The following is a 25,284-nucleotide window of genomic DNA, read 5'->3' as shown; positions in this document are numbered from 1 at the left end:
CGTACAGTTCTTAGAGGGGCGGCACTTGGTAACAAGTGTCGTCTACTCGACAGAAACGTTTTTAAAATTGATCAAACTCTATTGTTATAAGTCGTTGTAGCTGTAACATCTGTTTTAATGCTTAATATCTACGGTTGTATAAGTAAACTGAACTAAAGCATTGTTATCATATAGTGAGTGCTTCTATGCTGGTTGGACTCTAACAGAGGAGATGCTGGCAAACTCATTCGGCCCCAAAATGATCTGCTGTAACAATCACTCTAGATTTAATACCCAGGGGCTTCCTTATTTAAATTTGTCTAAAGGGAGAGTTTACTCGGCTCTTCCCTCACTTTCGCCAAACATCTTTTTTAAACAGATAGTTTTGTGCATTGAACCACCCATTTCAATGACGGAAAATCATATAATATCGAAAAAATCAGTAACCAGTTGATATGCATATAAACCAGATAAATCGCTTGTTCGCTCAAACTTACCCGAATCCTTCAGATTCAGGCTCCATTGATCTTCAAGAAATAGGCTCTTTTTTCCAACACGCAGTTTTGGTAATAGTTGGTGAGCCAGGCTTAGGTAAAACAACATCATTCAGACAAGCCTCGAATGATGAGCCGAATGCTACATTTATCCCAATTGGAGAGTTCTTAGCCTGCTCAGAGCCCTCTCAATACAAAGGTAAAGTTCTGTACCTTGATGGCTTAGATGAGCAAAGGAGCAAACACCGGGGACGAGGCGTTATGGATGCTTTGGCGGCACAAATCAAGCAAGCAAAAGCCACTAAAATAAGAATCGCATGTAGAACAGCAGAATGGCATTCAGAACAAGACCTGAAGGTACTTGAGTACTCGATACCTGACAGCCAAGTAGTGCAACTAGCATTACAACCACTAACTGATAAAGATTGGCCAAAGCTCATCGAAGACGAAGACGTTCATGACTTTATAGAAGGAGCAACAGCTCATGGCCTTCAGGTTTTTCTAAACAACCCTGGAGATTTCATGCTTCTTTATCAATTTTATAAAGATATGGGAGAGTGGCCTAGCACAAGGGCAGAACTCATGGATGGTGCATGCAGATCTCTGTTGAAGGAATTGAACGACGAGCACAATGAAGCTCTTGACGAACAGTTAAACGATTTAACTTTGCAAAAATCCTCTGAGTATTTAGCTTCCATCATGATGCTTTCTAACATTGAAGGTATTTCAACAAACAGGAAGGCGGCTAGAAAAAGTTTTCCATCTATTCATGAGCTTGATGGTGACTTGTTTTGCATGCGAGTTGCCTCTAGACGCCGATTGTTCTTGCCTCTAGAAAACGAGCGTATTATTCCAAAGCACCGAAAGATAGCAGAGTACCTAACTGCAAAATACCTAGCTAGGCGAATCAGGGAAGGACTATCATTACGTCGATTAATGACTCTGTTGACTGGCTTTGATGGAAAAACGGCACCAGATTTAAGAGGGGTTTATGCATGGCTAGTAACCTTGTTGGCTGGTTCAGCAGAAAAAGTTATACATCACGATCCTTATGGTGCCATCATTTATGGTGACACATACTCTTGGACTCCGCACACAAAAGCAGTCGCAATTAACGCGTTAAAACAGCTTTCCTTAATAGACCCGTGGTTTCGGCAAGGCGATTACTCTGTAAAAGAGCTGGGAGGGCTTGCAGAACAATCCACCGTCAGTTCCTTCATAGAGCACATAGCTAATGACGATGGTAACTCTCATTTCTTATCTGTTCTCTTTGGTGCATTGGAGTCATCAACAGGCATTAATTCTCCAGAACTTGAGCAGGTGGTCATAGACTATGTAGAGAATGAGAAGAATCCAGATCATCTTAGGGAAGATGCTCTACAAGCTTTTTGTGGCATCAGCTTAAATCTAGATGAAACACTACTAAATATATTAAAAAAAATCGACGGCAAAGAAATAAAGGATGAAAAGCAATATCTTCTTGGTGCGTTGCTAGAGCGTTTATACCCAACTGTAGTTACTCCAGAACAGATAACAAAATATTTAGTTGAACCTTGCTCTGGATTTATTGGGTCTTACTATATGCTACTGGTACATAGATTAGTAGAAAAAACACCTTTTAGTTGCTTAAAGGCTCTAGCCGAATCGGCTATAAAGTGGAAAGAAACGTCTCAGATTTCTGAGCATCAGTTCGATTTTTTAAATTCATTGACATTAAGGTTGCTCTCCGATTTCTATGAGTCTGAGAGCGTTGAAGATATATACAGTTGGTTAAATATTAACACTGGCGAATATAGTAGAAATACGTTCGGACACTCAGATAAAGATAAGTTGAGAGTCATACTTAACAGTAACGAGAAAAAGCTTTTTGAAATTTTTCTTCATCACATTGATGTATCAACTGAGAAGACTAATTCTGCCTATGGTTTTATGTGGCGCTTTGATGATTTAACAGCAAACTCCCTAAGCCAACAAGTTTTTATTGAAGAAGCATATCAATATGTTATATCAACTAAAGATGAATACAAGCGCAGAATAGTTTTTGAAATATTCTGTGTTATATATTTCAATCGAGTGTTGAGTAACTTTAGTTTTACTTTAGAAGATATAGAAAAGACGTCAATGCAATACGAGCTTCTTAATGAAATTCTCGTTAGCCAAAGCTACTGTGATCTAAAACATCAAGAATGGAGGCTAGAAGATGCACTACGCAAAAGTGAACTGCTTGAGAAGAATCAAAGGCGACTGGAAGAAAATAAAAAAGAGATTGCAAGGTTATCTAGTGAAATAAAAAAAGGTGATGAGGTAGAGTTATTACAGCACTACGCAAAGGTTTGGTTAGGGCAATATTCTGATGTAGATCAAAAAGCAGAACCAATTAAAAGGTTATCAGACGAAGTTGGAAATGAAAATGTGCCAATTTTATATGAAGGCTTTACCAATGTGATATATAAGAATGTATTCAACCCAATAACAGATATTGCTGAGTCCCACATCGATGGAAGAGTTTATTATAGAGCATCATTACTTCTTGCCGCCTTATCGATAATTTCAGAAATAAAAGGAAAAGAATCACTATTATTACTACAAGATAACATAATAACACTGGCATTCTCCTATCAATTGACTAGACCTACAGAATATTCGATTAACTGGTTTAATTGGTTAAAAGACAAGAAGTTTAACCTTTATCAATTGACTGTTGATAAATTTTGGAGAATTCAATTAGATAAAAAAGCGGCCTCTTTGTCCAACCTCTATAGCTTTCGAGGTGATGAAGAAATGTTCTCAGTTGCATTAAGTATCATTCCAAGCTTGTTAAGAGATTACGATAATATCCATCCAAATCTTCTAATGACCATGTTAGAAAATATTGTAGGCAATGTAGAATCTAAAATATTAATTTCCTTGGTCGATAAATCATTGAAAAAACGCCATTTTAGGAAAAATTTCACCAAAGCAATGTGGTTATCAGTTGGCTTTATGTGCGATAGAGTCTCTTATATGGAGAGACTATCTGATGAATTGGTTAAAAATACTGACGCAAAGTGGCATGTAAAAAAACTGCTATTATCTGATGTGTTTTCACGGTGTGATAATGAACGATACATTCGTAGTGCAGAGTATAGGAAAGATGTCATTATACTTATAGCGCGACACTTCAATAATGTTATAGAAGAATTTCATGGAGGAGTCAGAGCTATTGGTGAACATGATGAAGAAAGGGCCGCTCAAACAATTCGAAGTTTAATTCGAACATTCTCGGAAGATACAAGTGATGAAGCAACCTTATGTCTTGAGTCCTTAAAATCACAGAAAAAGTTAGAACAATGGCAGTCAGAAATAAACTATGCGACTGCTGATCACATCAGAAAAAAACGAGAGGCTAGATTTTCATACCCTAGCACACATAGCGTTGTTTCTACTTTAGCAAACTCAGAACCAGCGAATACATCAGATCTAAAAGCTCTCATTATTGATATTCTACATGAGCTAAAGGGTGAAATAAGAAACTCCAACACCGATATATATAAATGGTTCTGGAACCAAGGAACAGATGGAAAAGCTAGTTATCAACACATAAACGAAAATACCTCTAGGGACGTATTACTGGAGTTATTGAGAGGGAAGTTGAAACATCTGGATATTGTTGCTGAGCCAGAAGCACTGTATGTGGATGAGAAAAGAGCAGATATTGCTATCTACTATAAGCACATGAAGCTTCCGATTGAAATCAAGAGGGATGACCATAGTAAGATTTGGTCGGCGGCGGAGAAACAGTTAGAAAGGCAATATACTCGTGATCCAGCATCTGAAGGTAATGGAATTTATCTACTATTTTGGTTTGATGGTAAAGGAATGGCTAAACCGCCTAAGGGTATAGAAAAACCTCAAAATGCCAAAGACTTAAAGAAAGCTATTGATTTAGTTATACCCGAAAGATCGTTAGGTTTAATAGAGTCTATTGTAATTGATGCTTCAGTACCTGAAGAGAAACGCTCCAAATACAATGCCTAATAAAGTTTCACCTACTGCTGGCTACTATAGCAGCGAGCACTCATGAACATCAGAGTCGTCTACTTCCAACAAGCTCAGGTTATCCGAAGCAGGCGACTTTAAACCTAAACTCGTAATTGTCCGAAATGTGTTACATGTCTACGTACACATAAAAATCACTCAAAACTCTAGCCAGGATAAATATGTATACTTATACTGTATAAAAGAACAGTACAAGTGGTGACTATGCTTTGTCTTAAATCTACAACTGACTTTGAACTTGAAAGCGTCAAATATCCAAACTTTCCCTTGCTGACATGGGAGTCTGACAACTCAGAGCTGGGGATTGAATCAGGAATGCTTTGTGTAGAGGCAATGCAGTTTTTGATATATGAGTGCTTAAAACGAGGTCGAGTTAATAGTGAGAATACTTGGTGGACGTATGGCAACCATCTAGCTCAATTCCTGACATTCTGTGAGAAGAATAGTTTGGATTAGCGAGATATTTCAGAAAGCAGTGAAGATGAAATGTTAGTCAGTGCTTATCGGGACCTTTGTGTTGGTGAGTTTGGTATGTCAGTTAACTCAACCAACCAACATTTAAGAACGATAGTGCGTTTCTACTCTTATGGAGTTGGTAAGTGGTTTAAGTCATTACCTTACTCTTTAGAATCGGTTTCAGTGAATAAAGGGCAGCAGTTTTTAGCCCATACCGAAAGAAATGGTGGTAAGAAGTACAGCTCTGATTTGATGATGAAAACCTTTGAGAAGAAAGCTCAGTTTTTGTCAGCTATTGAAGTGAAAGAACTGCTATCTGCGATTGAAAATCCAACCTTAAAGCTGATGGTTCGTTTATGTCTACAGACAGGTATTAGACGTAAAGAGCTGTTGTTGTTTCCGTTGCACGCAATACGAAAGCCAACTGGAAATCGAGCTTACTACGAGGTCAATATTTCGCGAACCAAAGGTGAGAAAGAGCGCAAGATACACATCCCGACACGGCTAATGGAGGACTTATGGCGTTATGTCAATGAGGCTCGTTTTCAGAAACTGCAAGAGTCAGGAGTGGTATCAGCTTTCTTGTTTTTAACGTCTGATGGTCAAGAGTGGACTTCTCAAGGCTCTGCTTTTGGTAAGGCTCTCAAGTCGCTTAATTTGCCCTTTCACGTATCACCGCACATGCTAAGGCATACTTACGCAACGCACATGCTGAAAGGAATGTTAGAGCATAAAAGCAGTAAGTTTGAACCCTTGATGTACCTACAAGCTAGGCTTGGACATTCGAGTATCACAACCACGATGAAATATTTGCACTTGGTTAATGATTTAGTCGATGACCTGTCAATTGAGTATCAGCAACAAATTGATGCGATTGTGTAGGTGAAGCATGGCGAAACACCGAAAAAATCTGACAGTTAACAAAGATAAACTCAAGAAAACATCTGTAGTTGAACAAACAATTGACGCAACTCAGAGCCAAGAGATTATCCGTCCAATCAACCCTGTTGTGAACTACCCCAATATTGGCTCAAAAGGTGGTAATGGTTCTAACGTTAATTTTACTCGTTTCTATGGCAAAGGTTATGACGACATTACAAATCGAGTGTACTACACCGCAAAAGCTCTGCTGAAAAATACTGATGCTCTTAGCGAGGAAACTCAAAGAAGTTATTTTAATAGTGGTTTTTCCCATTTCGCTGAATACCTTACATTATTTAGGTATTCAGCGAGTGAGGACTTAACACAAGCAGATATTACACCAGAGTTGATCGACCAATATTTACTGCACCTTAAAGGTAGTGATATTGGATATAACACCCAAAAAGGTTACTACACTCATCTCAAGTCAATGCTGATACACATGAGGGACAAGGGCTATTGGTCAGTCATTGGTGACATCAACCTAAACAGTGATTTCTTTCCTAAGAGCCCATTTCCAAATTCAAGTAAACGTGCAAAGGGCGAGAAACCCCTGACTTCCCATGAAAAAAGGCAGGTGGTAGTTGCGCTAAAACAAGCAATTAAGCCGATTTATCAAAAGACCGAACCACTAACAGGTTATCAGTTAACACTGTGTTTGTTAGCTGTGGCGATTCAGACAGGCATCAACACATCTCCGCTTCTCAATATGACTACCGACTCATTGACCGACCACCCACTTAAAGATTGCCGCAAGCTCTTAACCGTATTCAAAAAAAGAGGCAACGCCACGCAATTGCACAATTTACGAAAATCACAGGAACTTGAAGTGGTGCAAGGAATAAAGCTTGATGTGGCTTATCTTATTGAGGCTATCATTGAGCGTAATAGCCAAGTGAGAAAGTCTATCGATTCCGACTTGGTATTTGTCTATGAGCCTAGAGTTGCCCGCATAGGTGCAGAGAGAGGTACGGTCTCCTCTCTAGCAGAAAGGCTGCTTCGATATAACATCAAAAAATTCATCAAAGAGTACGACTTAAGAGATGAAGATGGTCGAACGATGAAACTTAATGTAAGCCGTTTTCGCAAGACGTTCATCAATGGTATTTATGAGCTGAGTGGTGAGAGTTTGTTAATTGCTGCGCGGCAAGCCAAACACAGTGGGACAGGAACGCTTGACCACTACCTGCAAGCTCCTGAGCAATCAAAGCGCAACTTGGGCTTAATGGGTGAGATACGAGTTAAAGAGCTAACGTGCGCAGAGCCAAGCGTCCCTGTAGGGCATTGTAAAGACCCTAAGAATGGCGATAAAGCACCGAAAAATGGCTCGTTCTGTAATGACTTTTTAGGCTGCTTCCGCTGTAAAAGCTTCGTTATTACAGGTGATGATTTGTATAAACTCTTTAGTTTTTATTGGGCGATTATTCGAAGCCGTGACGAGTTTGGTCGTAAAGACTGGAAGCGTCATTTAAAAAATGTTCTAAGAATCGTAGATGAAGAAGTTGTCCCTGAATTTGCAAAGCTTGGTCAGCTACAGCGTGTAGAGGCTGAAAAAGAACGGGCAAGATCTAATCCACATCCGTACTGGCAAAACCTTGACATGTTGAAGGTGACGCAATGAGTTCAATTGAGTTAATACTCACGCAAGCTGAGTTTGCAATTCAGCAATGTCCAAAGCCAAGCACCAGTGCGCTTGAGCAAGTCATTGATGGCTCTCTAACGGGTATCGTGACCTACATTAAACTCGCCAATGGCGAATACCAAACGCTATCTCGATTTGAGGAAGATGTATGGGTGCTTCCTGCTAGTAAAGGTACGAAAGCAACTATAGCAAGTGCATTAAACCTTACTTTTTCTACGATTGATGATACTCAAATGAAGCGCATGGCAAAGTGGGTAATCTGGAGCAAATTCAAAAAGGGGTTAGCTCTTAATACTCTTGTGAAAACATTGGACAAGTTGAAAAGTTATTTTCAGTGGGTTTTAAGCTCAGATACTACAGTTACACATGGGCTGACAGCTTTTACCTCAAATGCCTACGTTAGGTATGTAAATACCCTGCACTCAAAACGAAAAGGCGAGACTAAACCACTGACAGCAGTCACCAAGGTGGATAGATTCCGCGTTCTAGAAGACCTTTATTACCACTGCAAAGAGTTTGATTTTGTCAAAGAGCATCCTTGGCCTCAATCAACCGCTAATGAGCAAGCAGGGTATGTTGGTCAAGCGTATCGGGAAGCCATTACCAAAGGTAAGACCCCCATTATTCCAAATAAAGTGCTAATTTCGCTGTGCCAGTTTACTAAATCATACCTAGATAAAGCTGATGAAATTCTGGAATCGTCAAAAAAGAGAGAAACATTGCTACTTCGAGATAGCTGTATCTTCTGGCTGTTACTCACAACGGGTATGCGTATCCATGAAATATTAGGCATTAAGCGTGATGCGTATCGCTCTGAAACGAAAGGTGACACCACTTACTACCACATCGAAACTGTCTCTGAGAAAACACATACAGGGTTAGCTGAGTGGATTGCGCCAAGGATAGCCACGGAAGAGATTGATATTCTTGGCCGTTTGAGCGCTCCACTTCAAGACCAACTTGAGTGTGATTTACTAAAAGCGAAAGCAAGCAACGATCATGTGGAAGCACATCGACTTGAGGAAATCTCAAACCACATCTGCCTATCGAAAAACCTGGGAAAAGGAAACGCAATTTACCTATTGTCAGGGGTGGCAATGACTAACACTAGGTTGCCAAACTTATGTGAACAGATAGGGAGTAATTGGAACCTATCAGCGCACCAATTCAGACGTACCTTTGCTAATTATGCGGTTCACTCTGAATTAGGTGACTTGAGAGCATTAAAAGACCACTTTAAACATTGGTCAATTACCATGACCACTTTGTATGCCTTTAATGATGCTTTGGATGCTGAATTGTTTGAAGAAATGCTTCGAGAGAAATATCTGGTTGAAGAAGAAATTAAGCAAGATTGGTTTGAACTAGACATGCCTATCACTGGTGGCGACATAGCTCAAAACATCATGAAGGTCCGTGAGGATAAAGAGTTAATTAAATCTTTTGGCTCTCTTAGTGCTATGGCAAAGGCATACTCTAGCTCCATACCAATTCGCTCAACAGGTATTGGGTGGTGCACCAATGATGATGAGTGTAAGTGTGGTAAGCCTGATAGCTGTGAAAGCGGCATTGTAGATAAGCGACACCTGCCTTATTGGGAGGGAATGCTAGTGCAGCAAATGAAACTGATGCAATTGGATGATATTGGTGAAGCTGGTAGAGCGGCGGTAAAAAAAGGCATGGAACGCTGTGAAAAGGTTCTAGTGGCATTGGGTATTGATGTTGAAGCTATGAAGCAAGAGATTAACGAGAGAAAGGATATCGAGGTGATAAATGTCTAACCAGAAAGAAAAAGCGACACATAAAGCGGTTCGACTTGCCATTGTTCGAATCGAAAAAGGTCGTCCAAATACTGTTTCTCATAAACGTAAAATGAGTGTCGCTGCCGTTGCCGAAGAAGCAGGTGTAAGTCGAGCATTGATTCACCGTGACTGCCCTGAACTATTAGAGCGTATTAAAGGCGGTGTAAACAAAGACATTCGACAGCAACGTGATGCCAAACAAACTGAACTTAATAAATACAAAGACCGCAATCGAGAGTTGCGGTCTGAGGTGGCAGAATTGAAAGCTATGCTCGCTAAAGTTCAATCACAAAATGCTACGTTAATACGAAAAAACATGGCTCTGAGCAATGCTCGTGCGGACAATAGCAATGTAACGCAACTAATATACAGCTAATTGCCTGAATTTAATGGTAATAATTTCAAACTAAGGTTATTTTTGAGATAGTTAAAAACATCCAAAAGTGTAACCTTAAACAAAGTTATATAAAACAGAAGGTTAGCTACAGTTACATGTAACGAACTATTTATAATTATTGTCCTCCGACAACAATGGCTAGATATAGAGCGAGCATAGGGTCAGATAGAGTTTAAAAGTAGGTAGTGGTTAGGGGGGAGTTGGTGATCTTAATTACACATCCCTGTGTAACGTATTCTGAATGTCAGCTGGCTTTAAAGCGCTTCATAAATTGACTAAAGCGTGGAATCAGGTTTTGCACAGTCGGCGCATCTGGAATCTCATTTACAAAAATCATAAAGCGCTGTGCTTTACTTTTATCACCTTGAGCAGTCCCTGCTAGTATTGCTTGAGCTAAAATTACATGCTCAGCGGTAACGTCCTTATTCGAAAATTCGTGAATCAACATAGAAAATCCTAATAAGTATAAATACGGATATAATAATACAATATATTGATATTTATATCGATAGCTTATGGCATTCATCAATGTCAGATTTGTGTAAAAACAATACTGGACAGTGAGCTTAGTGACTTTCCATACTTATGCTAATTCGTGATTTGCTAATACTTGGTTCTCCGAAGCTCATTTCTGTCCAGATGCTTCGTAGGATGAATTTTTACCTTTGGCACTTCCTTTCTCGAAAGTGCCTCAAACGTTTCATTAGGTATGGCACGAGTAATACAACTAGCTAATGTGAAAAACAGGCACATTGCTCACCAAACAGCGATAAAAAAATTCGTTTCCAAATTTTGAAATAGACCCAGTAAAGCGCAGTGTTATTTTTTTGTTATTGTGGATCTACATGCCCAGAACAAGTATAGGACTGACCATCAACACCACGAATAGCGATCTGGTAGTTCAACGCCAATCCATTGCCGACGATGTCTGACAGGCCCTCAGTTTCTGGATTGTTCATGCGATCGTGGTACATCTGACAAACCTGATCTTTATCATGCCATTTTGATTGCACCTCTTCGATTCCATCAGCCTCGATGTCTACGCGAGCAACTCCATTTGTGCGCTTGGCTGCTTTGGTCGTGATGATCGTCGTCGTCATTGATGTATAACGGATACCATCGATTTTCGAACTGGCTTCGGTAAGTTGGTCGTGGTCTGCGTGTGTGATAATGGGGTCAGACACGAATACGTTCGCAGCCTTTACCTTTAAGCTGGTACAGCCAGTAATTGTCATAAGTACAAGTGCGATAGCTGTTAAACCAATGGTTTTGATTGAGGTCATTTCATTGTCCTGTTAGTCATTCTGTCTGGGATTTACTATAAACAATAAAACACTGTATTATTAGTTCAAGCTATGAATACTAACTTACCGAGAATGGAAGGCCGCGACTAGGATTGGTTACTTGTTTAAGGCTGCTCTAAGTCTAACTCTTCACGTGGTAGGTCGTGAATGTCCTTGGGGGTTCGTGTCATAAAGAGCTATGTTAGATCTGGGTTATCCATAAGCTTTGTTAATTTAGAAAAAGCGCAACTCAATTTTATCCAAATCTAATTCAGCACACCCAAAAACAAAAAGGGATTGGTATCTCTACCAATCCCTTCACTACTTATTTATAAAGTAACGGCTCTTACTCTCTACAAACTCTCAATTGCCTTTTGTACCGCAGGGCCAATCTGACGCTTACGCGAAGTGACGCCTTCTAATGTCAGCATGTCGCTTGTTGGTTCGGCATTGAAAGCAGATTTGATGACTTGATAGTCGCTTTCATCTACCCAAAGTAAGTTTGCTTCTTTGTTCTTAGTGTCTGTGATAGAGAAGAACAGATGGTCCAAGCCGTTCTCTTCTTTGTAGGCTTTCATAGCCGCCAAAAGCTCATCTTTACGGTCAATCAGTTGTTGAGCCGTTAGCGTTTCAGCGACACCGATACCCACCTGTTTGCCACCGTATTTAAAGTTTTTGTAATCCAGCGTCAGAATGGTTTCAGATGAAAGGTGGCTAAGATCTGACTTAGCAACCAACATCTGTTGACCGAAGTCTTCGATATCTGAAATACCTGCAACTTTTGCCAGTTTCTCTGCGTATTCACGATCATGATCTGTTGTAGTTGCTGATTGGAATACCACAGTATCAGAGAGAATCGCGCCTAAGCCGACACAAGCAAGGTGCTTAGGTAGGGTCACATCCAACTTTTCAGCGTTGTCAGCAAGAATAGTGGCAGCCGAGCCCCAGCCTCGAATATCCATCTCAACAACTTGTGGTGTGTTAATTGGAGAGCCACCAATCGCGTGATGATCGACCACAGCCACAATGGATGCTTGATCAATAGTTGGCGCTAATTGAGTCACTTGATTGAAGTCCACCAGCCCCACTCGGTATGAAGAGTAATCTGTCTCTACGCGTGGTGATTCAGCATTACAGTAGTTCAAGATGAAGGTGGATTCTGGATTGATAGGCTCTGGTACTGTCGCTGTACCGCCATAGATATGAGCCGCGAGCATCGCAGACATTACCGTGTCGCTGTCTGGGCTTAGGTGCCCTGTCCATACGAGATCTTCACTATTTTCATTGGCAGATTGTTGAAGACTGAAAGCATAGCTTGCTGAGCTAAAAGACATAATTAGGGCTGCAACGACAGGGGTTAGCTTCACGGGTATTTCCTTATTTGAATGCGATATAGAAGCCCATAAGCTAAACACCAAAAATTTCAGAACCGTGTCACTAATATTTCAGATTTACTTCAGTGAGTAACGAAATGTAATTTCCCTCTCTTTGAGAGTCTTCTTCTCCCATCAATTGTACCTCCCCCTTTCTATTACACGCCCGCCACAACCAATTTTGGATTAGTTCAGCTTTTCATTATTTCACAATGAATTTCAATGAACCCTAATGATAAGAAAGCTAAGATACTGATTTATTTACCTCATAACATCATCAACCCACATATTAGAAATAAGATAATCTTATTAAAAATGGATTATCGAAAGGCACAAATAAGGCTACAAAGCAGCCTTATTGAGTAAGCATAAATGAGCTATTGATTCACCGATATCGAGGTTCTGTTCCTCCCCTTTCCCACTACTGGTAAGGGAGCGGAGATGTACACCAAGGGGAGGTTAGGAGGGGATTCTAGTGTTTGTATCGAAAGGTATTACTATCATCAACAATCTCGATTTTAACAGGCACGGTGCCTTGTTTAACGTTACCGATTTTTGCAAATGCCTTGTGCGACAGGTCGATCACTCGGCCTTTTACATAAGGGCCTCGATCATTAATTTTCACATCAACAGACTTGTTATTGTCTGTATTGGTCACTCTCACGATAGTGCCGAATGGCAAGGTTTTATGAGCCGCAGTATTCGCATTCATATTATACGTCTCACCGCTTGCTGTGAGCCTTCCATGGAACTTATCGCCATACCAAGAAGCCACTCCCACAAGCGCATGTGAATTGGCATAGCCCTTTGTTTTTGAAGTATCGACGGCCGCATGTGACGAGCATCCGGCAAGCAAAGTAATAAGAAAAGCGGCAAAGATAAGGTTTAGTTTTTTCATGCTATTTCAGTAGATCTTCTTCATGTAATGTTTATCTATTTTCATTGTAGTGCGGTTCAGCAGTATTGAACTGAGTATTATGAGTTCTCAGCGAAGGCTATCACTAGTGTGATTCCGCAATGTTTTCATGAAGCACGCTCGCTTCAGTCATATTCATGAAAGGTTTTATCTTCAAAACGTCAACTTTAACAACGTCTTAAATCTGTATATTTCTTAATCACTTCATGTAGATAAGTCACTCAGCCAAACATCCAAATACAAAAAAGGATTGGTATCTCTACCAATCCTCTCTATGGGATGTTTCGTTTTTCTGCCTATGGTAGGTAGATAACGCAATTGTCCGTAATCAGTCACCTACGCTTCTTCTCGGCTGTATAAGTTACGCTTTACTGGTTTGTACCGAATTCGTCATCGATTTGGCTTTAGTTTCAGGCACCAAAGACATCAACCCGGTAATAACAAGAGCAGCAACACCCGACATCGTGACTGGCGAGCCAAATATGCTTTGCACTAGCGTGGGGGCTTCTTTCAATAAATCCGGTACCAGCATTACCCCCAGCCCTAAACCTAATGAGATGGCAATCGTCATGATTCTGCGACGATCCAGCTTCTCACTAGCGATAATCTTGATGCCCGCCGCAGCAACCGTACCAAACATCACCAATGTCGCTCCGCCTAATACTGGCTTTGGAATCGTCATTAATACCGCGCCTAAGATGGGAAATAGACCTAATAGAAACAGAATTGCCGCAATGAAGTAGCCAATGTAACGACTCGCAATCCCAGTAAAATGGATCACGCCATTGTTCTGGCTGAAAGTCGTGTTCGGAAAAGTATTGAATACCGCTGCGATGAGCGAGTTCACACCGTCACCTAGCACGCCCGCCTTGAGTCGATTGATGTATTTTGGACCCTTAACTGGTTGGCCTGAGAACATGCTATTGGCGGTAAGGTCACCCGTCGTTTCAATAACAGTAATCAAGTAGATAAAAGCAATAGGGAGGAAGGCTTGCCAATCAAAAGCGAAGCCATATTTAAATGGGACTGGGATACTCAATAGCGGTTGAGATGCAAAAGAAACCATTGGCGCTTTGCCCATCAGAATAGCAACGCCCCACCCTACAACCAATCCGACTAAAATCGACGACAGCCTTACCATGGTGTTGTTGCTTAGGTTAAGTGCCACTATGGTTCCGAGCACAATCGCACCCAACATCAAATTGCTTCCAGAACCAAAATCTTCTGCGCCAACACCACCAGCGATATCAGTGACGCCGACTTTAATCAAAGAGACACCAATCGTCGTGATAACGATGCCAGTAACAACGGGCGTGATCACTACTTTGAGTTTTTCGATAAAGCGCGATAGGACGATTTCGACAAATGCACCAAAGAAGCAGACACCAAAAATGGTGGCGAGCATTTCATCCGGCCCACCTCCATTTGATTTAACAAGAAAACCCGCACCTAACACAGAACCTAAGAACGCAAAGCTGGTCCCTTGGACACAGATCATCCCTGCGCCAACTGGCCCTATTTTCCTAGCTTGTATAAAGGTGCCGACCCCAGACACCATCAGTGCCATGCTGATCAAATAAGGGATGTGTTCACCCAACCCTAAAACACCGCCAATAATGAGCGTTGGTGTGATAATGCCAACAAAGCTGGCTAATACATGCTGCAGCGCCGCGTAACTGGCTGCTTTAACTGATGGTCGATCGTCTAATCCGTAGATCAATTCACTGTTCTGTTCCATGTGACTTCCTTTATGTATTTTTTATTGTATACAATTTACATAAAGGCAATAGAGCAACATATATGCCAATGGTTTAACATCATACTTATCAATCAGTTAAGTTTTCAATCAGTCCAACGTGCACTATAGATCAACAATGTCGGCTTGTTTTAGTGCAACCGATAGTTTATCCGATGTTCCCAAATTTAGCCCTACAGACACAAAAAAGGATTGGTATCGCTACCAATCCTCTTTAGGGGGTGTTTCGGTTTTTCTACCTATGGAAGGCAGTAACGCTATTACTCGTAATCAGTCGCGTAGGTGTCTTCGTATGTGTGCGAGTAAAATTCGAATAGGTTGCCAAACGGGTCTTCTAGATAAACCATTTGCGCTTGTTTTAGTTCGTCTTCTGGGTGGTAACGCATGATGTCCATACGAACCTTACCGCCAAACTCTTCAACGCGCTTAATAGCTAAATGAAACTGCTCTTTTGGAAGTTGCAGACAGAAGTGGAAGATGCCTAGACGAGAGAAGTCTACTTCGTGACGCTCTTGACGATCTTTCATTTCGAACAGCTCAACACCGATACCATCAGATGTTACTAGGTGTGCAATGTTGAAGCCTTTAAAGCCTTCACCGAACACAGCGATACACATGCGGCCGATTGCTGATTCGCGCTCTTCCATCACTTTGGTGTTGTTCATTACGATTCTTAGACCTAGAGCTTTCGTGTAAAACTCGACTGCTTGGTCCATGTCACCCACCATGATGCCTACGTGATTCATTTTCATAACTTGCTCCAAATTCGTTTTAAATTCTGTGCTTTTCGAAGTCTAGCTTCGGTGTTTCGTTTCGATGGAGAGAGTATAGGTACATGCGTTAATTAACTTAAATTATTATAATTTATATTAATGATAATTTTTTGTTATTTACAGTTTGATATAACAACTCAACTCACGCAAAGAAACCATACCGAACCCTACCTACATAGACACATAGATACACACACCAATAGAGATAAGCCCAATGTAGAGAACAACCTAAAGAGCATAGCTACTTAAATTGGGAGTTGTTGATGTTTGATGGCTTTTGTTAATTGTTTTTGTTGATAGCTTTTACCGATAGCCTTTTCCTTTCGAAGATAGGATTCGCCTATTGAATCTATAGAAATGTCCGATTTCACTAATTTTCGGTGGCAATGCAATATATCTACATCGACGCGGGATAGCGTTAAACACTATAAATTAGAAAGAGAGTCAAATCATGATCAACACAGAAATCAAACCATTCAACGCAACAGCATTCAAAAACGGCGAATTCGTAGAAATCACTGAGCAAGACGTTAAAGGCAAGTGGGCTGTATTCTTCTTCTACCCAGCAGACTTCACGTTTGTATGTCCAACTGAGCTAGTTGACCTACAAGACAAATACGCAGAGCTTCAATCTCGCGGCGTAGAAGTTTACTCAGTATCAACTGACACTCACTTCTCTCACAAAGCATGGCACGATACTTCTGACAAAATCGGCACTATCGAATACTTCATGGTAGGCGACCAAACTGGCAACATCACAAATAACTTCAACGTTATGCGTGAAGGTCAAGGCCTTGCAGACCGTGCAACGTTCCTAATCGACCCTGAAGGCGTTATCCAAGCAATGGAAATCACAGCTGAAGGCATCGGCCGTGACGCAGAAGACCTACTACGCAAGGTTAAAGCAGCACAATACGTAGCCGCTAACCCAGGTGAAGTTTGCCCAGCTAAATGGAAAGAAGGCGAAGAGACTCTAGCTCCATCTCTAGACCTAGTAGGCAAGATTTAATCTAAGCCTAGCTAACAAGAATAGCTAAACGGTTCTACAGGCGCGCTTCGGCCCCCCTCCTAAAGGGCAGTCGCGCGCCACCCTTTCAAAACATCAACACCACAATATTTGCCGACTTGCGCCCCCTTTTTATTTTCCTTTTTCAGCAAGAAGGTATTGGTCAATACCAAGACACAGAATTTAAGAGCAGGCACGATTATGTTAGATCAAGCAATGAAGCAGCAGCTAAAAGCATACCTAGAAAACCTAAAAACCAATGTTCAGTTAGTGCTTAGCCTGGATGGCAGCGACACCGCGAACAAACTTCAAGATCTGGCGAATGACATCTCGTCTTTAACCGATAAAATTGAAGTGACTCGCGATGACAGCGCAAGCACTCGCAGCCCTATCATGCAGGTCGTGAACCAAGAGAAAGGCACCGCGATCGGTTTTGCCGGTTTGCCAATGGGTCACGAATTTACGTCACTGGTTCTAGCACTGCTTCATAGTGGTGGTCACCCTATCAAGCTTGAAGCGGACGTAATCGAGCAAATTAAAGAACTCGATCAAGAGCTTAATGTAGAGATTTTTATCTCGCTCTCATGCCAAAACTGTCCAGAAGTGGTTCAAGCCTTCAATATGATGTCGGCGATTAATCCTCTGGTTAAGACAACGATGATCGACGGCGCAGCATTCCAAGATGAAGTGAAGTCTCGCGACATCATGGCAGTACCAAGTGTATTCGTTAATGGTGAGCTATTTGGTCAAGGCCGTATGTCACTGGCTGAAATCCTTAACAAGGTTGATTCAGGCGCAGCGGAAAAGAAAGCAGCAAACCTAAACCAACAAGCACCGTTTGATGTATTGGTTGTCGGCGGCGGCCCTGCAGGTTCTTCAGCGGCAATTTATGCTGCACGTAAAGGCATTCGTACTGGTGTGGTTGCTGACCGATTCGGCGGCCAAGTGATGGACACCATGGCGATTGAGAACTTTATCTCAGTAAAAGCGACAACTGGCCCTAAATTAGTGGCAAGCCTTGAAGAGCACGTAAAAGAGTACGGTGTTGAAGTGATGACTGAGCAGCGCGCTGCAAACATCATTGCAGCAGAAGACACTGAAGACGGCTACATCCACGTTGAGCTAGAGAGCGGCGCAACACTACGAGCTCGCACGGTTATCACAAGTACCGGTGCTCGCTGGCGTGAAATGAACGTTCCGGGTGAGCAAGAGTACCGCAATAAAGGCGTCGCTTACTGCCCACACTGTGACGGTCCTTTATTCAAAGGTAAGAAAACAGCGGTTATTGGTGGTGGTAACTCAGGCATCGAAGCGGCAATTGATTTAGCGGGTATCATTGAACACGTAACTGTGCTTGAGTTTGCGGACACACTGCGCGCTGACCAAGTTCTTATCGACAAAGCGAACGCAACGCCAAACATCGAAATCATCAAGATGGCTCAAACCACACAGGTATTGGGTGATGGAACTCGCGTAACTGGTCTGGAATACAAAGACCGCAACACCGATGAACTTAAACAGATCGAACTCGCAGGTATCTTTGTACAAATCGGCCTGATGCCAAACAGCGAATGGTTGAAAGGTTCAAAGGTAGAGCTTTCACCACGCGGTGAAATTGAAATTAACGCTCATGGCGCAACATCTATGAAAGGTGTGTTCGCAGCGGGTGACGTGACAACCGTACCTTACAAACAGATCATCATTGCGATGGGTGAAGGTGCGAAAGCAAGCTTAGGTGCATTTGACCACCTAATCCGTAACTCAGCTCCAGTTAAAGAGGCTGAAACCGCTTAACCTTTACACTGAAAAGCTTAAAGCTTTTAACTCAAGTTCCTTAAATATTTGTTAACTTAATTCTTTACTGTTAACGACTTAGTCGACATTTAGACGCCACTCCTATGGATTTAGGAGTGGTTTTTTTCTTTGTGATTTATGCAGGTTGATAAAGCATGAAGGCAACCACCATCGCTAAGCTTCCACCCAAGCAACGGTTCACAAACATCATCTGTTTTGGTGATTGCAGCAACTTTTTAAGCATGGTGCCGCAATACGCCCACACCAACATGCACGGCACACCAGTAATCACCATGCCCGCGATAATGGTCACGACTTGAATCAAGTAATCGGCATTCGGAGTAATGAACTGTGAAAACACGGTTAATGACGCTATCCAACCTTTAGGGTTTAACACCTGCACCAGCACACCAGACATGAAACCTGAACGATTGTCGGTGGTGCTTTCTTCGATCTGCATGTTCGCAATCGACCACGCCATGAACAGCAAATAAGCCGCACCCGCGTATTTCAAAATGCTGTATAGCTCTGGGTAAAGGGTAAATAGGCTCACCAAACCGACACTAGAACCCGCCAATACGATGATGATGCCAACAGCGTTCCCAGAGATAAAAGGTAAAGTCGCAGCAAATCCATAACGACTTGAAATCCCAAGTAATGCGATATTGCCAGCCCCAGGGGTAATTGCAATTGATGTTGAAAATAGCAAGAACGCCAGCATTAATTGAGAGCTCATTTCCTCTCACTCCTAATAAGTAAAGTATTTATAGGGGGAGAGTTTACAGATTCGACTAGGAATTAAATTGCTATATAGGCTAATATTAATCCAAATTTGAGCAAGACTTTTCTAAAATAGCCATGAAACAGAAAGAATCCACCAAAGAAGTGTTAGATGACACAGATATCGCCATCTTAGAGCATATCCAGCAAGACGGACGCATGAGCAACAGCAAGCTCGCAGAGAAGGTCAACCTCAGCGAAACCCCATGCTGGCGTCGTTGGAAACGCATGGAGGAAACTGGCTATATCGATGGTTACGCCGCTAAGCTGAATCGTAAGAAATTAGGCTTTCATGTGGCTGGTTTTACTCTTGTGACCTTGGGTAACCATGAAGTTGAAAACACAGAACCATTCGAAGAATTTGTCGCGGTAACCGATTGGATTCCTATGTGTCACTGCATTGCAGGCGGCGCCGATTACATGGTGCAAGTGTTGGCCAAAGATTTGGAAGAGTACTTTGAGCGTATTAGCTCGATCAGACGAGTAAAAGGTGTAAGTGCGATTCAGTCGAATATCTCGGTTAAAGAGTTGAAAAACAGCTATAAGTTGCCTCTTGGGGATTAGCTTGAGGCTTCAAACGCTACTAGTATGATATTAACACTATTGATTATCTGATAGGCGTTCGTTGGACCAAGGAGCTCAACAAAAATTGGACTGTTCACTTTTAATCCGATTATCGTAACGTGTTAGAACCCTCGGCCAATCCAATGCCAACCCAACATTGGTCATTTGAATTTAATTTCAATTAAAACGTAAGCCTCGAATGATTCTTATCTCTGGTGATGACCTCCGTCGCCAGAGGTTTTTCTGCGTGAAACATGCACCGCCCTCCCTCATAGAAAACCCATTAAATCATAGACTAACTCTCGCACACCGCGCATTTGATCCATCTAAAAAATTGTAATTTTAGGTCATGGAAATACAGTCTTATGTTTTGAGATATTTAATCTTCATTTAATCTTACCACCGCCCATTCGAACAATGTTTTTTATTTTAAAAATACCGCTAAAATCCTCTCCCGAAATTTACAAACCAGAGTAAAAACAATGAAAAAATTAGTCTTAGCGGCTCTTACGATTGCCTCAGTTACGGGGATCGCATCAACTTCAGCTTTCGCATCAAACGAAATGTACACATTAGGTGGTGTAGGTATGGATAGCGGTGACGTTGGCGCTCAATTCACGTTAGGTAGCCAGATCGTTCAAAGTAATTGGTATATTGAATCGACGTTACTTGTTATCAGCACTGACGATAAGTCTACTAGCTATAATGGTGACAAGGTGCTTCAAACAGAGCAAGAGTTCGATTCTTTAATGCTTTCATTAACACCTATGTATAAGCACAGCTTCAGCGAAAACTTCGCTGTTTATGGTAAGGCGGGCGCGTTTTACGCACACTCAGATACCAAATTGGTGTTCCGATCTAGCGATAATAATGAAGTCCACAAAGGGTCCCATGGTGATTTTGGCTTAACTTACGGCATCGGCGCAGAATACAAGTCACTAAAACCAGTTTTCGGCCACTCCAAGTTTGTGACTCGAGCTGGATTTGATTGGTATGAGTTCGGCGGAAGTGCTGGTTGGTATACCGCTGAGTCGGTACTGAGTATCCAAGCAGGCTTTACCTTTTAATTGAGTCGATAAAAAAGTAAGCCTCTTGTTGTGTGGGGCTTACTTTGTACATTTTTTGATTCAGACTACACACTCTTTCTTCATGATAGCAAGTCCTGTTTCCAAGGTATGTGCCCAAGCTTGTTCGACATTTTCATCATAAAGTGGATCGTATTTTTTAACCGTATTGAGCAAGGAATTAAACCACTCGTTGAGCTCTTGCTCAGAAATATCCATGCCTAAATCTTTATGTCGCTTCCCAAGCTTTTTTACCGAGTTTCGTACGCTAGGCAGACCCGCAGAGTTATAGATAAGAATGATCGAGGCTTTAAGCATCTTGGTTTGTTGCTCTAACCCTATATTTTCAAAACGTTCTGAAAATCTTGGATTATGCTCGCAAAAATCCGCCAAAAACGTTTCGAGAAATTCTTGGTCAATCCGGCAGCGCTCAAAACTTTCATAAAACAGTTCGTTCGGTTTCATCTAGCCAGTCCTTTGCAAAATTTTGAGTTATCGGGAAGCTAACAAGTCCAGAGCCGCAACTTAGCCAACTCCGAACCATCAATATGATCTAAGTATACGCCACTGTGGCATAAAATGAACGATGGCATAACGTAAACTACGGCATAAAGTGCGTTGCACAAATCTTGTTTCCATCAGGATCTCGCAAATAAGCCATGTACAAGCGACGCTCGTCAGAACCTCTCGCTCCGGGGCCATTTTCAATGCTGGTACCGCCATTTTCGACGCCAACTCGATGCCACTCATCTACAACTTCAGGAGAAGACGCAAGAAAACCCACCGTCATACCGTTGCCGTGAGTCGCAGGCTGACCATCAATCGGCTTCGTTAAGCCCAACACACCCGTTTGGCTAACGTAAACACAGCGCCCTTTGGGATCAACAGAGCCTTCGCTATAACCAAGCACTTTCATGATTGGGTCATAAAAAGCCTTCGCGCGTTCAATATCATCGGTACCGAGAAAAACATGGCTGAACATAACTAACCTCTTCTTTTATTGAAAGAACCATCTAAACTAGACCTATAATTCGTGTTTGTCTAGGCACGCTATTCGGTCACAACTGTTGCTTAATCCATTGAGCAAACACCTGAAACTTAGTTCGCTGTTCCATGCCTTTCGGGAACTCAGTTAGTCTGTTCAACAATTCGTTGTGCGCCCTGCCCTTGGTCATGCAAGATATCATCAGGATTTAGCAAGTTGCACTTTTGCATACTCAAGCATCCGCAACCGATACAGCCGGTTAAGTTCTCTTGTAGCGATTTAATCTGCGCCATTTTACTGTCGAGTTGCCCCTGCCACTTCTTAGCAACGCGCTCCCAATCTCGCTTAGTCGCGGTATGGTTCATCGGCAGTGTCGATAATTCTTCGGTGATCTCTTCCAGCGTGAAGCCTATCGACTGCGCGACTTGGATCAACGCAATTCGTCTCAACATCGCCGACTGATAACGGCGCTGATTTCCGTTAGTACGAATCGAAGCAATCAACCCCTTGGTTTCGTAAAAACGTAACGCCGAAGGAGCCACGCCACTGCGCTCAGCCAACTGGCCTATGGTGAGGTATACGATGTTTCTCATTACGACGCTATCCTTGAGATCATAAATATTTAAAGCTTACTTTAACTTTAGAGTAGCGACCTATTGTTACCTTAACCAATTAATGTCCTTAAACTTTGACAACGGGCGCAATGAAAAGCAATCGTGAACATGGCTGCTTTGTTTTATTGTGGTGTTCTCGCTCTCTAAATCTGACTCATGATCGATTTCAGGCTCTCGGCCATTTCGGCATTGATGATCTCACCCGTTTCTACATTAAAGTTGTCGTAGAAACTTGGCACCGACATCGACCCCTTCACATCTGCATCAAAGTAAGGTGCCGAATTTACCGCAGACGACAACACAGAGTTTGCGCCGCCTGGGCCTGGTGATGTGGAGAGCATCACAACAGGTTTGTCTTGGTACACTTTCATGTCGATTCGTGATGTCCAATCAAACACATTCTTAAAGGCTGCGGTGTATGAGCCGTTATACTCTGCAAAAGAGATGACCACAGCATCTGCTTCGCCAATCTTGCTAAAAAAGCGTTGAGCGTGTTGATGAACACCTGAATCTTGCTCTCTTTTCTCGCTGTAAATTGGCATCTCGAAATCATTAAGGTCGAGCACCTCGACTTGCGCGCCTTCGACTAAACCTGCGGTGTACGCTGCAAGTTGTTGATTAATTGATGTTGTACTGTTGGTCGCGCCAATCGCTAATACTTTCATTGTTGATCCTTGTTCATTTTTCTCACCTTTTTGCACTCATGACTTCAATTACGGAGCTCAAAATTCATAACTGAAGATTCGTAACGTCTGTTTGATAACATCAAAACCTGCACTAGGCGACAAGGTGATAGATTGTGTTTTTAGATTGGGGATGATGATAAAACCTCAAGTTAACTTGAGGTAAAGCGATATTTTCAAAATATAGGAAATAGTTTAAAAACACTTATAAAGCAGTTAATTATGAAAGGTTTAACATAGGTTGGCATTACACAGGAAAAAGTCAGCACACCCAAAATACATTGAGTGTGCTTTATCGAAGTATTATTTACTTAAAGTGATTTAATGGACAGACACCAGAGTAAGCGACACCGGATAGCTCGGCCATTTCGCGATTCCATGTTGCCAAATCATGAGGGTTAAATTGATTCAAATGATCATGCCCACATGCCCTCGCCATCACTTGCATTAATTCTGTCGAGGCTTCAAAGAAGTTCTTCAGCTGGTTCGATGCTTTCTCGACATTCAAACGCTGACGTAAATCGGCTTTTTGAGTTGCAATACCAGCAGGGCAATTATTGGTGTTACACATTCTCGCCGCCACACAACCTATCGACTGCATGGCACTGTTTGAGATAGCGACACCATCAGCACCAAGCGCCATCACTTTTACGAAATCCATCGGCACGCGCAAGCCGCCCGTGATGATCAATGTGACTCTGTCACTGACCCCTTGTTTATCGAGATACGCTCTAGCGCGAGCGAGTGCTGGAATAGTGGGAACACTGATATGGTCACGGAACATTTCTGGCGCCGCCCCTGTACCGCCACCACGCCCATCTAAGATGATGTAATCGGCACTGGCATCAAGCGCGAACTGAATGTCTTCTTCGATGTGATTGGCACTTAACTTAAAGCCAATCGGGATACCGCCTGTCACCTCTCGAACACGGTCGGCGAACTTTTTAAAATCCTCGACCGTGTTAAGGTCGACAAAGGTGGGTGGAGAAATCGCTGCCGTGCCCGCTTCAATGCCACGCACCTCCGCGATCTTGCCTATGTTCTTCGCGCCCGGTAAGTGCCCGCCCGTTCCGGTTTTGGCACCCTGCCCGCCTTTAAAGTGGAAGGCTTGAACGTTTTTGAGCTTAGCTTCATCGTAACCAAACTGAGCACTGGCTAATTCATAAAAGTAGCGAGAGTTCGCCGCTTGCTCTTCGGGTAACATACCGCCCTCACCGGAGCAGATACCCGTCCCTGCGAGTTCGGCACCTTTCGCCAATGAGACTTTTGCTTCTTCAGATAGCGAGCCAAAGCTCATATCAGACACAAACAAAGAGATGTCCAATTTGAGTGGCTTCTTCGCTTTGGGGCCAATAATCAGTTCAGTTCCAACGGGCATATTCTCCAGCAAAGGCTTGGTGGCCATTTGCGCGACCATCACTTGAATATCGTCCCAGTGAGGCAATAGATGTCTTGGAACGCCCATGGAGGTCATTGCCCCATGATGTCCAACCTTGGATAAACCATCACGCGCCAGTTGATGAATAAACTCGACGGTAGGTTCTTCTTTGGTTGCGCTCGCAGCTGGCGACAAATCTGGCGCAGCCGCTTGAATGTGAACCTCCGGGCCTTCTTGCCCAACTTGTTCCGCTGTGAACTGTTTATGAGTGCCATCGCAGAAAGGAAGGTTGTTGGAATACTTACAGCGACAAAGGTAGGCGTCTCCGCTCTCTTCGGCGACAAAGCTTTTCGGTTTGAACCCCGTACCGGCATGAGAACCGTCACAAAACGGTTGGTTTTTCGACTTCCCGCAGGTACAGAAGTAATACTCTTCTCCCTCTGTCAGCTCGATTTTGACGGGTTTGTTATCCGCGATTACTGGACTCTTCATAGTTCGTTCACCTTTTCTTTTTTATGATTTGATGACTGAAGCGATGACTTGCTCACAAGAGTTAAGTAAAGGTGAGATACCCAGCGAATTTAAT

Annotated in this window: 21 protein-coding genes; 9 read left to right on the top strand and 12 right to left on the bottom strand. The window is 42.4% G+C overall.

Translation table 11 applies throughout. From position 1 onward, the window contains the following. Window positions 1-434 precede the first annotated feature (434 nt). The 5 genes from A6D97_RS17425 (at window position 435) to A6D97_RS17405 (ending at window position 9,708) form a co-directional block, all read left to right on the top strand. Window positions 435-4,490 carry a hypothetical protein gene (locus A6D97_RS17425; protein WP_065584908.1) on the top strand — a complete coding sequence of 1,352 codons (4,056 nt, stop codon included), beginning with the start codon at window positions 435-437 and terminating at the stop codon, window positions 4,488-4,490. 507 nt (window positions 4,491-4,997) lie between these two features. Beyond that, the gene (locus A6D97_RS17420) at window positions 4,998-5,849 is read left to right on the top strand and encodes a site-specific integrase (protein WP_240492707.1); all 852 of its coding nucleotides are present in this window, start codon (window positions 4,998-5,000) and stop codon (window positions 5,847-5,849) included. Between the two features lie 7 nt (window positions 5,850-5,856). Beyond that, on the top strand, window positions 5,857-7,509 hold the full coding sequence (locus tag A6D97_RS17415) for a phage integrase SAM-like domain-containing protein (protein ID WP_065584907.1): 1,653 nt from the start codon (window positions 5,857-5,859) through the stop codon (window positions 7,507-7,509). Further along, complete coding sequence (locus A6D97_RS17410; RefSeq protein WP_065584906.1) at window positions 7,506-9,311, top strand: tyrosine-type recombinase/integrase; 1,806 nt, start codon at window positions 7,506-7,508, stop codon at window positions 9,309-9,311. The genes A6D97_RS17415 and A6D97_RS17410 overlap by 4 nt, the downstream gene beginning before the upstream one ends. Further along, window positions 9,304-9,708, top strand: a complete 405-nt coding sequence (locus tag A6D97_RS17405) for a hypothetical protein (RefSeq protein WP_041156848.1) — start codon at window positions 9,304-9,306, stop codon at window positions 9,706-9,708. The genes A6D97_RS17410 and A6D97_RS17405 overlap by 8 nt, the downstream gene beginning before the upstream one ends. A 265-nt stretch (window positions 9,709-9,973) precedes the next feature. On the opposite strand, the gene A6D97_RS17400 is transcribed toward A6D97_RS17405, so the two are convergent. From A6D97_RS17400 to A6D97_RS17375, 6 genes are all read right to left on the bottom strand, one after another. After that, window positions 9,974-10,177 carry a hypothetical protein gene (locus A6D97_RS17400; protein ID WP_004736343.1) on the bottom strand — a complete coding sequence of 68 codons (204 nt, stop codon included), beginning with the start codon at window positions 10,175-10,177 and terminating at the stop codon, window positions 9,974-9,976. A 382-nt stretch (window positions 10,178-10,559) separates the two neighbouring features. Further along, window positions 10,560-11,012, bottom strand: a complete 453-nt coding sequence (locus A6D97_RS17395; protein ID WP_065584905.1) for a hypothetical protein — start codon at window positions 11,010-11,012, stop codon at window positions 10,560-10,562. Between the two features lie 353 nt (window positions 11,013-11,365). Further along, the gene (locus tag A6D97_RS17390; protein WP_065584904.1) at window positions 11,366-12,379 is read right to left on the bottom strand and encodes a manganese-dependent inorganic pyrophosphatase; all 1,014 of its coding nucleotides are present in this window, start codon (window positions 12,377-12,379) and stop codon (window positions 11,366-11,368) included. Window positions 12,380-12,857: 478 nt separating this feature from the next. Beyond that, a complete protein-coding gene (locus A6D97_RS17385) occupies window positions 12,858-13,283 on the bottom strand; it encodes a septal ring lytic transglycosylase RlpA family protein (RefSeq protein WP_065584903.1) in 426 nt (141 codons plus the stop codon). A 379-nt stretch (window positions 13,284-13,662) separates the two neighbouring features. Next, on the bottom strand, window positions 13,663-15,039 hold the full coding sequence (locus A6D97_RS17380; RefSeq protein ID WP_065584902.1) for a nucleobase:cation symporter-2 family protein: 1,377 nt from the start codon (window positions 15,037-15,039) through the stop codon (window positions 13,663-13,665). Window positions 15,040-15,317: 278 nt separating this feature from the next. Continuing rightward, on the bottom strand, window positions 15,318-15,809 hold the full coding sequence (locus A6D97_RS17375) for a VOC family protein (protein WP_065584901.1): 492 nt from the start codon (window positions 15,807-15,809) through the stop codon (window positions 15,318-15,320). Between the two features lie 472 nt (window positions 15,810-16,281). Between A6D97_RS17375 and ahpC the strand changes: the two genes are divergently transcribed. Together ahpC and ahpF are read left to right on the top strand one after the other, a co-directional pair. Then, the gene (gene ahpC, locus A6D97_RS17370; protein ID WP_016798107.1) at window positions 16,282-16,839 is read left to right on the top strand and encodes an alkyl hydroperoxide reductase subunit C; all 558 of its coding nucleotides are present in this window, start codon (window positions 16,282-16,284) and stop codon (window positions 16,837-16,839) included. Between the two features lie 198 nt (window positions 16,840-17,037). After that, the gene (gene ahpF / locus A6D97_RS17365) at window positions 17,038-18,630 is read left to right on the top strand and encodes an alkyl hydroperoxide reductase subunit F (protein WP_065584900.1); all 1,593 of its coding nucleotides are present in this window, start codon (window positions 17,038-17,040) and stop codon (window positions 18,628-18,630) included. A gap of 136 nt (window positions 18,631-18,766) precedes the next feature. Here ahpF and A6D97_RS17360 read toward each other — a convergent pair whose 3' ends face one another. Further along, window positions 18,767-19,366 carry a LysE family translocator gene (locus tag A6D97_RS17360; protein WP_017065259.1) on the bottom strand — a complete coding sequence of 200 codons (600 nt, stop codon included), beginning with the start codon at window positions 19,364-19,366 and terminating at the stop codon, window positions 18,767-18,769. Between the two features lie 122 nt (window positions 19,367-19,488). Between A6D97_RS17360 and A6D97_RS17355 the strand changes: the two genes are divergently transcribed. Both A6D97_RS17355 and A6D97_RS17350 read left to right on the top strand, forming a co-directional pair. Then, entirely contained in the window at window positions 19,489-19,974 is a 486-nt protein-coding gene (locus A6D97_RS17355; protein WP_017062685.1) for an Lrp/AsnC family transcriptional regulator, read from the top strand. A gap of 482 nt (window positions 19,975-20,456) precedes the next feature. After that, the gene (locus tag A6D97_RS17350; protein WP_065584899.1) at window positions 20,457-21,041 is read left to right on the top strand and encodes a hypothetical protein; all 585 of its coding nucleotides are present in this window, start codon (window positions 20,457-20,459) and stop codon (window positions 21,039-21,041) included. A gap of 60 nt (window positions 21,042-21,101) precedes the next feature. Here A6D97_RS17350 and A6D97_RS17345 read toward each other — a convergent pair whose 3' ends face one another. The 5 genes from A6D97_RS17345 to A6D97_RS17325 form a co-directional block, all read right to left on the bottom strand. Then, window positions 21,102-21,503 carry a globin gene (locus A6D97_RS17345; RefSeq protein ID WP_065584898.1) on the bottom strand — a complete coding sequence of 134 codons (402 nt, stop codon included), beginning with the start codon at window positions 21,501-21,503 and terminating at the stop codon, window positions 21,102-21,104. Window positions 21,504-21,639: 136 nt separating this feature from the next. After that, window positions 21,640-22,020 (bottom strand): VOC family protein, encoded by a 381-nt coding sequence (locus tag A6D97_RS17340; protein ID WP_017062185.1) that lies wholly within the window; start codon window positions 22,018-22,020, stop codon window positions 21,640-21,642. A gap of 146 nt (window positions 22,021-22,166) precedes the next feature. Beyond that, a complete protein-coding gene (soxR, locus tag A6D97_RS17335; RefSeq protein WP_017062186.1) occupies window positions 22,167-22,616 on the bottom strand; it encodes a redox-sensitive transcriptional activator SoxR in 450 nt (149 codons plus the stop codon). Between the two features lie 164 nt (window positions 22,617-22,780). Beyond that, a complete protein-coding gene (locus A6D97_RS17330; protein WP_065584897.1) occupies window positions 22,781-23,302 on the bottom strand; it encodes an NADPH-dependent FMN reductase in 522 nt (173 codons plus the stop codon). Between the two features lie 325 nt (window positions 23,303-23,627). Beyond that, window positions 23,628-25,190: a glutamate synthase-related protein gene (locus A6D97_RS17325; protein ID WP_065584896.1), complete on the bottom strand. Its 1,563-nt coding sequence runs from the start codon at window positions 25,188-25,190 to the stop codon at window positions 23,628-23,630. Window positions 25,191-25,284: the final 94 nt, after the last annotated feature.

The organism is Vibrio sp. ZF57 (assembly GCF_001691235.1).
GTDB classification, from domain to species: domain Bacteria; phylum Pseudomonadota; class Gammaproteobacteria; order Enterobacterales; family Vibrionaceae; genus Vibrio; species Vibrio crassostreae_C.
This window is presented reverse-complemented; position numbering and strand designations above follow the sequence as displayed.